The 11,783-nt window shown below is 28.1% G+C and carries 10 protein-coding genes; 6 read left to right on the plus strand and 4 right to left on the minus strand.

The window, feature by feature from the left end; genetic code table 11:
* Window positions 1–8: 8 nt before the first annotated feature.
* From ACKU4C_RS05790 to ACKU4C_RS05805, 4 genes are read right to left on the minus strand one after another with little or no spacing between them, the layout of a single operon-like run.
* Entirely contained in the window at window positions 9–503 is a 495-nt protein-coding gene (locus ACKU4C_RS05790) for a type II toxin-antitoxin system antitoxin SocA domain-containing protein (protein ID WP_321315226.1), read from the minus strand.
* Window positions 504–512: 9 nt separating this feature from the next.
* Window positions 513–1,178, minus strand: a complete 666-nt coding sequence (locus ACKU4C_RS05795; RefSeq protein ID WP_321315227.1) for a response regulator — start codon at window positions 1,176–1,178, stop codon at window positions 513–515.
* Window positions 1,171–2,802, minus strand: coding sequence for a HAMP domain-containing sensor histidine kinase (locus ACKU4C_RS05800; protein ID WP_321315229.1), 1,632 nt, complete (start codon window positions 2,800–2,802; stop codon window positions 1,171–1,173). The genes ACKU4C_RS05795 and ACKU4C_RS05800 overlap by 8 nt, the downstream gene beginning before the upstream one ends.
* Window positions 2,786–3,943, minus strand: coding sequence for an ABC transporter substrate-binding protein (locus ACKU4C_RS05805; RefSeq protein WP_321315231.1), 1,158 nt, complete (start codon window positions 3,941–3,943; stop codon window positions 2,786–2,788). Before ACKU4C_RS05805 ends, ACKU4C_RS05800 begins: the two co-directional genes overlap by 17 nt.
* A gap of 151 nt (window positions 3,944–4,094) precedes the next feature.
* On the opposite strand from ACKU4C_RS05805, the gene ACKU4C_RS05810 reads away from it, so the two are divergent.
* From ACKU4C_RS05810 to ACKU4C_RS05835, 6 genes are all read left to right on the plus strand, one after another.
* Window positions 4,095–5,798: a 4Fe-4S binding protein gene (locus tag ACKU4C_RS05810; RefSeq protein WP_321315233.1), complete on the plus strand. Its 1,704-nt coding sequence runs from the start codon at window positions 4,095–4,097 to the stop codon at window positions 5,796–5,798.
* 485 nt (window positions 5,799–6,283) lie between these two features.
* Complete coding sequence (locus ACKU4C_RS05815) at window positions 6,284–7,075, plus strand: molecular chaperone TorD family protein (protein WP_321315234.1); 792 nt, start codon at window positions 6,284–6,286, stop codon at window positions 7,073–7,075.
* A gap of 91 nt (window positions 7,076–7,166) precedes the next feature.
* Window positions 7,167–7,373, plus strand: a complete 207-nt coding sequence (locus ACKU4C_RS05820) for a Tat pathway signal protein (RefSeq protein WP_321315237.1) — start codon at window positions 7,167–7,169, stop codon at window positions 7,371–7,373.
* 27 nt (window positions 7,374–7,400) lie between these two features.
* Window positions 7,401–10,226 carry a formate dehydrogenase subunit alpha gene (locus ACKU4C_RS05825; protein WP_321315238.1) on the plus strand — a complete coding sequence of 942 codons (2,826 nt, stop codon included), beginning with the start codon at window positions 7,401–7,403 and terminating at the stop codon, window positions 10,224–10,226.
* A gap of 10 nt (window positions 10,227–10,236) precedes the next feature.
* Entirely contained in the window at window positions 10,237–10,848 is a 612-nt protein-coding gene (gene fdh3B / locus ACKU4C_RS05830) for a formate dehydrogenase FDH3 subunit beta (protein ID WP_321315240.1), read from the plus strand.
* Window positions 10,849–10,859: 11 nt separating this feature from the next.
* Window positions 10,860–11,759, plus strand: a complete 900-nt coding sequence (locus ACKU4C_RS05835) for a formate dehydrogenase subunit gamma (protein ID WP_321315242.1) — start codon at window positions 10,860–10,862, stop codon at window positions 11,757–11,759.
* Window positions 11,760–11,783: the final 24 nt, after the last annotated feature.

Consider the following 11,783-nt stretch of genomic DNA (forward strand, 5'->3'; position numbering starts at 1 on the left):
GATAACCTTTAGATGATAAATTCATCTAAAGGTGTTTGTCTTACTTCTTCAATTTGGAAACAAGCATTTGCAACTTTTCTTGCAGTATCCTCTTGGTATTTTTTAGTAATATTTGAGATTGTTTCTATCTCTTCTTTTGAAAATAAAGATTTATCGAAATCCTCTTCCATTTTTAAAAAATTTAATTCAATAAATTTCTCTTTTGTTAAAATCTCAATATCAAGATAATCAAGTAATTCTGTTATTAAATACAATCTTTCATCATCTTCATCTAGATCTTCACCATTGGCTACAATATCAAAAATCTCACCTAAAATTACGGGTTCTGGATTTCTTTTTTGTTTTATAAATTTTTCATTAAAAATTTTTTCATTAAAATTTTTTAAATGTTCAAATTCTATTAAAAACAATAGAATAGAGAGTTTTTTATCATTTAGATGTTTTACATCATTTTCAAGCATATAGAGTATTACATTTGCAATTTTTGTAATATCAATTTTCAAGTTTATCCTTTATATTTTATTTAATTCTATTTCGTTAAATTTATATGTTTTGTGTGCTGTTTTTACAAGTATTTTTTTCTCAGAAAGTTCTTTAAATAACTTTATTAATGTTGGTTTAGAGATTGATATCTCATTCATAATATCACTATAAGAAGCTATAAAAATAGAATCTTTATCTAAATTACTTACAATATATTTTATAACCTCTACTTGTTTTCCATCTGTTACTGCTGAAATCATCTTAATCACATTAGAGTTTTTTTGAATCTCTTGGGCTTGAATAATTGGAAATACAATATCATGTATAGTGTTTAATAACTCTTTTATATTAATTGGTTTTACAATATAGTTTTCTACCTTTAATTTTATAGCATCTAATAAATATTTTGTATCTGTATGCGCTGTAATGAGTATAGTTGGAATATTAATCTCTTTTTCCTCTTTTAAGTATCTTAAAAAATCAATACCATTTTCATCTTCTAGAAGAATATCTGAGATTATCACATCTACTTTTTCTTTTTCAATAACTTCTAAAGCTTCCTTTGAAGTATTAACTGCATAAACTTTATTTACAAAATCATCTAATATATCTTTAGTATGTGTTAATAAAGATTTATCATCTTCTAGATAAAGTATATTAAAGTTATTTAATATATTCAAGTTTCTTTCAATCATTATTTTCACCTTTTTTTTCTAATGGAATATCAATTATAAATAAAGCACCAAACTCTAATTTATCTCCATCTATTTTATTATAAACATTCTTACATTTTATATTACCGTTCATATGCTTTTCTATAATTTGCTTTGACATATATAAGCCAATACCTGTTCCTGCACTTTTGTATTTGGTTGTATAATAAGGTTCAAAAATCTGTGGAAGTATTGTTTCATTGATACCTCCACCATTATCGTAAACATTAATTCTAACATTTTTTTTATATTCTTTTACAACAATTTTTATCACTCTTTTAGTATCAATATTTTTTAAAGCATCTTTTGAGTTTGAAATCATATTTAAAATCACATGGGATAATTCATTATAAAAACCATGAATCTTTATATCTTTATCTACAATTAGATTTAATTTTATATGCTCTTTTTCTAAGATATATTTTGATAATTCAATAGAATGTTTTACACAATTTTTTACACTAAATATAGTTTTATCTTTATTGGGACTAAAAAAGTTTTGAAAATCTTCTAAAGTATTTGACATGTTTTCAGCTAATAATATAGCATCATTTGTTTTTTTCTCAACAAAATCATAAGATAATTTTCCCAATTCCATTTTAGTTTGAAAGGATTGAATTATCATCATTAAAGAACCAAGAGGTTGTCTCCATTGATGGGCAATATTTCCTAACATCTCTCCTAAACTTACAAGTTTTGATTGTTGGAACATTAACAAATCTTTTTTTCTAGAGTTTGTAACTTCCATTTTAATTCTTTTTTCTAATGATTCATTTAATTCTTGTAACTCTTTTGTTTTTTCATTTACCGCATCTTCAAGACCAAAATGTAGTTTTCTAAAGTTACTGATAACTATTAAAGATAAAGCTATAGAAAAAACAAATACAAATATTATAGAAATATTTAAAAATGTTGTAAGAGTACTATATATTTTTTGTGTTCTATTTCTTTCAACTATTGCTTGATTTAAATCATAGTTAATTAAATTTGAAATATAGATATTTACAGAGTTTATCTTAGAATAAATAGTATCTATTTCGGTATTTGCATCAATAAAATTTTCATCTTCTAAAAGGTTTACTATGTGATTAATTGTTCGGTGTAACTTTTCTATTTTTTTATTTATATTTAATACAATATTTTTATGTAAAACTGTACTATTTAAACTGTTTTCTATACTAAATAATTTACTAGTAAGAATTGATATATTTGATCTTTTAATATTAGTTAGTGAATTTTCTTTATAGTTTTTCCAACTTTTATTTATTAATTGTTGACCTAAACTTAGAATATCCCTTGATTCATTAATAGCTATATTTTTGTGTTGAATATCATAAAAAGTATCATAAATATTAATTTTATAAGTATCTTTTATGTTTTCTAATTGAATAATTGGTTTTGTTCTTTTTGTAAAAAGAATATCAAAATCATTTTTTAAAGTGTAAACTGAAATTTGTGATAAAAGTATGATTATTATCATTCCTCCAGCAATAATAAAACTAAGAAAATATGTTTTATATGAGAAAGATAGAGTATCAAAATATTTGAAAAATGTTGATAATAATTTACTGAAAATTTTTAATTTAAATTTAGTTTTTTTTATCATATTTAAGCTCAACAAATTTATTATCTTTATATTTAAAAAGATATGTTTTATTTAATAGTTCTGTATTGTTATATTTTAAAGGAATACCTTCTATGGCATTTCTCGTATGATATTTTATCTGATCTAAGAAATTTTTATAAGTTAAAGAACTATTTGCTTTTTTTAAAGCTTCTACAGTAACTTTTGCAATAAGAAAAGATTCTAAAGATATAAAACCTAAGGGTTCTTGGGGATAATATCTTTTCATTAAATATTTATATTCATTAATTACATCAATCTCATAATTATTATTACTAGGTACAACTTCTGAAAAAATTATATTTTCTAAGTTTTTTTTATTCAAGTTATTTATCATTTCATTAGAATCACTAAATGATATACTGCAAAATATGGCATTTTTTAAATCTTCATCTTTTAATGCTCTTTTTATAAATAAAGAGTTAGCTTTATATGATCCTACCATTAAAACAGCTTCAGGTTTACTATTTTTTATCTCTTTAAATGCATGTTTTATTGATAAAGTATTTCTTTTATATGTACCTTCTCCAACCAAATTGAGATTTTTGTTTTTTAATGCTGAGATTAAGGAAATATATCCTTCCTCCCCATAAACATCATTTTGATAAAATACAGCAAATTTATCTATATGTTTAATATCATATAGATAGTTAATAATTTCTTGTATCTCCTCTTTATAAGATGACCTAAAATTAACAATATTTTTATACTTTGAATCTCTTAAAAAAGAAGCTCCTGTAAATGGAGCAATAAAAGGGATATCTGTTTCAATTACAATATGTAAAATATTTTTTACTGTAGGTGTGCCAACATAACCATATAAAGCAAAAAGGTCATCTCTTTTTAGAAACTCTTTTGTATTTTCTAAAGTTAAATCTGGTTCATATTTATCATCAAGTGTTACAAGTTTTATTTGTTTCCCATCGGGCAAAAGTTTTCTTTCATTTACAAATTTAAAATAAGCATTTGAACCTATTTCTACACTTCTTCCCCATTCTTTCATAATACCTGTTTTAGGTAATGAACTACCTAGTATAATGGTTTTGTTTGTATAAATATTTAATTTTGATATAAAAAAAATTGTGATTATTATTAATATAAAAGCAGAAATATATTTAAACAACAATTTTCCTTTATTTTTTATAGACTAGTTTATATAGATACTTCAAAGATATTTTATTATATCAAATAGTGGAATAAATATTTAATTTAATAAAACACTAAGTATTTTAAAACTAAAATTGGTAAATAATATTTTACCAAAGGCATAGGTTATGCAGGAATTTTTATACTACAATCCAAATGGAATAGAGTTTCCCCTTCCTGAATCAATTGTTGTAACCAATAAATTGATTGACTACAAAGATGATAATTTTATTGTATCAAATGTTAGTATGACAAATACTGAATTAGTAGCAAATGAAATAGATTTTTATATAAATCATAGTAAAGATTCTTTTTCTAAAAAAATTAAAAATGTTGAAAAACTTTATGAAGTAAATGCTATTAGATTTGATTTGGCACAAGATATGGTTTATTCTCAGCAAGTTTCAAACAAGGTTTTATTAGTTTGTGATAATGAACAAAAAAATGAACTTTTAAAACATTTGGCATCAAATGAATTTGATCTATTTCATATTCAAGAAGAGATTATCAAAGATGTAAATGGTCATATAGGAAATTTAACAGTTATCGTAAATGATGATGGGAAAGATGTAAATTTAAATGTCGACCAAATAATCTGGTTTGATGAAAAAGAGTTAGGAACTAAACAAAGTGGATGTTTTGATCCTTTAAAGAGTTCAGTAGATGAAGTTTTAGCAAAAATAAGAGAAAATATTTCAAACTATGAATATAAAAAATTTACAACTTATGATAAAACAATTTGCCAATATCATGAAAGAAGAGAAGATATTTGTGGAAGGTGTGCGGATGTATGTCCTACAGTAGCAATTGAAAAAGATGAATCAAATAGACATCTTAAGTTTTCACAAATAGATTGTCATGGTTGTGGGGGATGTGTTTCTATTTGTCCTTCAGGTGCAATAGATTATACTCCATCAAATAGAGAAACTATATCTTATATGAGTAGATTCTATGAAGACCAAATACCTTTGATAATTCCAGATAAAATGGATATCTCATCATTAGATATTAAATTAAAAGAGGATGTCTTGCCTTTTAAAATTGAGGGTGAAAAATTTTTACATGAATCTACACTTTTAACACTTTTACAAGAATCAGGTTCACAAATTGTATTTTATACTGATTTTTTATCAAAAGGTACCAAAGATTCAATATCTATATTAAATCAAATATATAAAGCAAAATATAAAAAAGATGCAATTATAGTTGCAATGGATCAAAATGAATTAGTAAAAGCCTTAAAAAAAGTTGATTTTATTGAAGGTTCAAAATATAAACTTAGTAACATGGAAATGAACAAAAGAGAGCAGTTTGCGATAAGATTATCAAATATTGTAAAAGATGAAGATTTAGGTATAGTTAAAACTGGTGAAAATGTTCATTATGCTCAAGTAAAAGTTGATGAATCAAAATGCACATTATGTCTTTCATGTGTTGGTGCTTGTAATGTTAATGCATTATTTGCAGATGCAAGTGATAATACATTAAGACTTAATGCTTCAGTTTGTAGTGCCTGTGGTTATTGTGAAGTAAGTTGTCCTGAAAAAGATTGCTTAACTATTGAGCAAGATATAATAAAACTAAATCCTACTTGGTTTAAAGAAGAAGTTTTAGCTCAAGATGAACTTTTTGCCTGTATAGAGTGTGGAAAAGAGTTTGCAACTAAAAAATCAGTTGAGAAAATAGCTTCGATAATGTCTCCAATTTTTGCAAATGATCCAATTAAAGAAAGAACACTTTATTGTTGTGAAACCTGCAAACCTAAAATAATGATGAAAAGTTATATGGAAAACAAAGGCTCATATAATAATCCTCAAGGTGTATCTTTATAAGAGAATCCTATTGAGGAATCTCTTATACACAATTCTTACATAAAAATTTAAAAAAATCAGATATTTTTTTTAAATATTTAATTAAAATTTTATTTCTTGTTAGAAAATTTATAAACTTTTTAATATTTATCAAAAAATAATTTTAAAAAACATAGTTTTTAAGATAAATGTATAGAAAAATTTAATATGCAAAAATAGCATATTTTTAAAAATATGATAAATAGGGAATAGTAAAAAAAACTTTTAAAATTTGTAAAAAATCTGTAAAAAAATAGTCAATAAAATTTAACAATAAATATGTTTCATTTTTTAACACTAACTCTCGAGATACCATTATAAAGTGTTATTACTGAGATGTTAGCTAAGTTGTATTTAAAGTTTATAGATTACAATTAGGGTAAATAAAAATTTACCAAATTAATTTTTATTAAAATAAAACTGTGACAAATATGACAAAAAATGTCTTATTTAGTTTTATTTTTAATATGTTTTGTGAGGAAATTATGAGAGAAGAAGAGATTAATAAAGCAAGAGCAATTTACTACAAAGTTTTTAGTAGTTTTTTTGTTTATACTAAAGATGTAGAAAGATATTTTAATTTATTAAATTTAATAAATGTATTAAAAGAAAACCCTTTAAATGATACATCAGCAAATGCCTTAGAAAACATTTCAAATAAACTTCAAAACGATTCAAATATATTGTTACTACAAGAGTATGATGATATTTTTGATAATCCTCAAACTTCACAGATTAGAACTACTGCTTCATATTATCATGAAGGGGTAGAAAGTGGTAAAAAAAGAGTTGAAATGCAAAACTTTTTAGCAAAAACAAAAATTAGAAGAGATGAAAAACAATACTCTGATTATGAAGATAATATTGGGTTTATATTTACAGTATTAAATGAACTTTGTGAATTACAAGTTAAAGGTAATTCTGAATATAAAAATACAATACATTGTATTTTTGAATCAATATTAAATGAGTTTGTAGATGAGTTTTCAAAGGCTTTATATGAACATGAAAGTTCAAATATATATAAAGATGTGGTTGTTGTATTAAAAGCATTTATTGAGTTTGAAAGATTGTATTTAGAAGTTTCAAGACCTATGGCACGAACTAAAATTATTCCTAATGTTATAGAAGATGATATCTCAGAAGAGGAAAAAGCAAGAAGAGCAAGAAATAAAGCTATGAAAGCTAATGGCCCAAAGAATGCTCAAGATGAAGCTTGTCCAGTATTTGTAACTTATGATGTTGAGGAAGATATTTAGTTAAAAGTATATGAAATTCAAATAAGTCAAAAGTGTTTGTTTTATTTGAGTCTCATTAAAACGGGACTAATCACAATCAAAGGAGACAGCTATGCAAGAGAGTAGAAGAGATTTTGCTAAGAAAACTGCAATAGTTGTTGGTGCTACTGCTGTGGGTGCCACTGCGTTAGCTGCTGCTAACAGTTCGGAGTCAAAAGAAGCAGACTCTAACGGTGTTGTTGTAGGACACTCTCCTAAAAAAGAGGTTCTATACAAAAAGTCTAAAGCTTGGGAAGAGTTTTATAAACAAGCTTTATAATAGATATAAAAGTCAAAGGGGTTTTATATGTCACAAAGTACATATGAAGCACTGAATGCAAAAGTAGGGAGAAGAGCATTTATTAAAATGGCTGCAATTGCTACTGCTGCAGGTGCTACAAGCGCTTTGGCAAATGATGGAATAACTAGAGAAGCTACAGAGGAAGAGGTTAAAAATCCATTTCCTGGTTCAAAAAAAGTTAAAACTATCTGTACTGCATGTTCAGTTGGATGTGGTATTATTGCTGAAGTTCAAAACGGTGTTTGGGTAAGACAAGAGGTTGCACAAGACCATCCTATTTCACTTGGGGGTCATTGTTGTAAAGGTGCTGATATGATTGATATGGTTAGGTCTGAAGTTAGACTTAAACATCCAATGGTAAAAGAAAAAGGAAAATGGAAAAGAATCTCTTGGGATGATGCTTTAACAAGGATCACGGACAAGATGAAAAACTTAAGAGAAACTGTAGGGCCTGATTCTACAATGTTCCTTGGATCAGCTAAAATGAGTACAGAGCAAGCTTATTATTTCAGAAAATTTGCTGCAATGTATGGGACAAATAATATAGATCATCAAGCTAGAATCTGACATAGTGCAACAGTTGCCGGTGTGGCAAATACATGGGGTTATGGCGCTATGACTAACTCACTTGGAGATATCCAAAACGCGAAAGCAATTATTATCTTTGGAGCGAATCCTGCAGTAAACCATCCAGTTGGTTTTGGGCATTTTTTGAAAGCAAAAGAGAGAAATAATGCAAAAATTATTGTTGTTGATCCTGTATTCACGAAAACTGCTGCGAAAGCGGATCATTACTGTAGAATAAGACCTGGTACAGATATTCCATTTATGTACGGTATGTTAAATATCATATTTAAAAACGGATGGCACAAAGAAAGTTTCATCAAAGATAGAGTTTATGGTATGGAAGATATTATGGAAGAAGCTAAAAAGTGGACTCCTGAAAAGGTTGAGGATGTTACAGGTGTACCAGCTGATCAGTTATTACAAATCACAGAATTATATGCTAAAAACACTCCAGGTACTTTAATCTGGGCTATGGGTTTAACTCAACATACTATTGGTTCATCAAATACAAGAATGGCTCCAATCTTACAACTTGCTCTTGGTAACATGGGTGAAGAAGGTGGAGGAACTAATATCTTAAGAGGACACGATAATGTTCAAGGTGCTACAGATATGTGTTGTTTATCACATACTTTACCTGGATACTATGGTCTTGCTGATGGTTCTTGGAAATATTTTGCACAACAATGGAAAGTTGATTATGAATGGCTAAAAGGTCAGTTCAAAGCTAAAGAGTGGATGAATAAAAAAGGTTTCACACTTGCTAGATGGTGGGCTGGTGTATTAGATGGAAAAGATGGTAATGATGCAATTGAAAATGGTGGAACAAATCTAAAAGCACTTTTTGTTATGGGTAATGGTATTACTTCTGTTGCACAACAAGCAAAAATCAAAGAGGGTCTTGACAATCTTGATATGCTAGTACTTTGTGATCCATTTGTAAATGAAGCTGCTGTATTAACAGATAAGCAAGATGATGTATTTATTTTACCTGCTGCTACTCAATTTGAAACTTCAGGTTCAGTAACTGCAACAAATAGATCTGTACAATGGAGAACTCAAGTAGTTGAACCAATGTATGAATCAAGAACAGACCATGATATTCTTTTTGATATTTCTAAAAGATTAGGATTTTATGATGAATATACAGCTGCTATGAGAGGTGATAAAAAAGACTTCATATGGCCAGAAGATGCTACTAATGAGATAGCTAGAACACTTAAAACTATTGGTCTTACAGGATGGACAGCTCAAAGAATTAAAAAACATACTGAAAATTGGCATATGTTTGACCAAATCTCAGGTAGAGGTTATGGAAAAATGAAAGGTGAATATTATGGATTACCATGGCCTTGTTGGACAGAAAAACACGGTGGAAGTCCAATTCTTTATAACATCAACAGAAGTGTTGCTGAAGGTGGTATGGGATTCAGAAATAGATTTGGATTGGAGCATGATGGAGTTTCTCAATTAGCGGGAATGGGTAGTGCACCAAAAGATTCAGCAAATCCAAATGGATATCCAGAAATTACAAGAGATAATATTGAAGAGGTTCTTGGAATCAAATTAACAGAAGATGAGAAAAAAAGAATTGGTAAAAACTGGAAAGTTGATACTTCAAATATTATTGCTGAAAAATGTATGGAAGCTGGTGTCGCACCTTATGGAAATGCAAGAGCAAGAGCAAAAGTATGGACATTCCCAGATCAAATTCCAATGCATAGAGAGCCATTACACTCTCCAAGAGCAGATTTAGCTAAGAAATATCCTTCTTATGCTGATAAAGCTGATCATTATAGAGTTGATACTAAATATGTTTCTAAACAAACAGAAAAAGATTGGTCTAAAGAGTTTCCAATAAATTTAGTAACAGGAAGACTTGTAAATATGAATGGTGCTGGTATGGAAAATAGAGCAAGTAAATATCTTGCTGCATTAACACCTGAAATGTTTTGTGAAATTAATCCTGATTTAGCAGGAAGAATGGGTATTAGAGATGGTTCTATGATGTGGATTCATTCTCCAGAAGGAACAAAAATTAAAGTTAAAGCTAAATACACTCATGCAGTTAGTGAAGATAGAGTTTGGCTTCCATTCCACTTTGCTGGTGTTTTCCAAGGGGAAGATATGAGTCACAAATATCCTGCAGGAACAAAACCTTATGCAACAGGTGAAAGTGCAAATACAGTAACTAACTATGGTTATGACATCATTACTCAGATTCCTGAGACTAAAGGTGGATTATGCCGAGTAGAGCCAGCGTAAGGAGTGAGAGATGAGTAATGTAGAAAATGCTAGATTAAAATTTTATTGTGATGAAGATAGATGTATCTCTTGTGACGGATGTTCTGTTGCTTGTGCGGAAGCTCATGAGCTTCCAGCTGGAATAAACAGAAGAAAAGTAATTACTATGAATGAGGGAATCGAAGGATTAGAATATTCATTATCAATTGCTTGTATGCATTGTACTGATGCACCTTGTGAGCAAGTATGTCCTGTTGATTGCTTTTATGTAAGAAAAGATGGAATTGTACTTCATGACAAAGAAAAATGTATTGGATGTGCATATTGTTTATATGCTTGCCCTTTTGGTGCACCACAGTTTCCACAAGATGGAGCTTTTGGAACTAAAGGAGCTATGGACAAATGTACTATGTGTGCTGGTGGACCACTTGAAACAAATAGTGAACATGAAAGAGAATTATATGGTCAAAATAGAATCTCTGAAGGAAAAGTTCCTGTATGTGCAGCTATGTGTTCAACAAAAGCATTATTAGTAGGTGACGCAACTGAAGTAGCTAATATTTATAGACAAAGAGTATTATCTGCTGGTCACGGACCTAAAACAAATCCATATGGTTGGTCTACGGCATACGGTTCTAAGTAGTAGGAGTTAAAATGAAAATTAAATATATTATCCTTACTCTTTTAACATTATCAACATTAGCTTTTTGTGCTAATGCTGATAGTGCAATTTGGGGTAAAGATTTAGTGCCAAACATTTTAGCTTATGATAAAGAGGGATCTTTAGAACTTGGAAAATGGTTTACTGTTTTACAAGGTAAATATTTTTCTTTAGGGTTTTTAGCAATTATATTAGGAATCCCTACTGTATTTTTAATACACTATTTAATTATTGGACCTATGATTTTTTCACATGATAGAAAAAAGATTCATGTATTTACGATTTTTCATAGGATAATACACTGGATTGCAGGATTCTCTTTTATAGTGTTAGTACCAACAGGATTTGTAATGATTTTTGGTACAACATTTGGTGGGGGAGAGTTTGTTAGAGTGTGTAAAGAGTTGCATGCTATATCAACTGTATTTTTTGCAATAGCAGTAATTCCTATGTTATTGATGTGGTTAAAAGAGATGTTACCAACATCTGACGACATTAAATGGATGATGATTATGGGTGGTTACTTAAATAAAAGAAAAGACCCAATACCAGCTGGTAAATTTAATGCAGGTCAAAAAATGTGGTTTTGGCTTTGTACAGTTGGTGGAATTGTTATGATTGCAACAGGTGCAGCGATGTATTTCCAAGACTTTGAACTTGAAATAATTGCTCAACTTGGTTTATCACAAATAGATTTCTTAAGATTAAGTGCAATTATACATAATATTTTAGGTATGGCTGTAGCAGCTTTATTTTTTGTACATATTTATATGTCTGTATTTGCAATTAAAGGTGCAATACACTCTATGATTACAGGGGATAAAGAGGAAGAAGAAGTTGAAATTCTTCATAGTTCATATTATAAAAAATTAAAAGAGAATAATAAAATTTAAATTAGTCCTCTTTTATAAGGGGAC

It is taken from the genome of Halarcobacter sp. (assembly GCF_963676935.1).
Taxonomy (GTDB): Bacteria; Campylobacterota; Campylobacteria; order Campylobacterales; family Arcobacteraceae; genus Halarcobacter.

Coding starts and splice junctions, on each gene's coding strand:
- ACKU4C_RS05795 (WP_321315227.1), bottom strand. CDS start 1,178: ATGATTGAAAGAAACTTGAATATATTAAATAACTTTAATATACTTTAT.
- ACKU4C_RS05815 (WP_321315234.1), top strand. CDS start 6,284: ATGTTTTGTGAGGAAATTATGAGAGAAGAAGAGATTAATAAAGCAAGA.
- ACKU4C_RS05820 (WP_321315237.1), top strand. CDS start 7,167: ATGCAAGAGAGTAGAAGAGATTTTGCTAAGAAAACTGCAATAGTTGTT.
- ACKU4C_RS05800 (WP_321315229.1), bottom strand. CDS start 2,802: ATGATAAAAAAAACTAAATTTAAATTAAAAATTTTCAGTAAATTATTA.
- ACKU4C_RS05835 (WP_321315242.1), top strand. CDS start 10,860: ATGAAAATTAAATATATTATCCTTACTCTTTTAACATTATCAACATTA.
- ACKU4C_RS05810 (WP_321315233.1), top strand. CDS start 4,095: ATGCAGGAATTTTTATACTACAATCCAAATGGAATAGAGTTTCCCCTT.
- fdh3B (WP_321315240.1), top strand. CDS start 10,237: ATGAGTAATGTAGAAAATGCTAGATTAAAATTTTATTGTGATGAAGAT.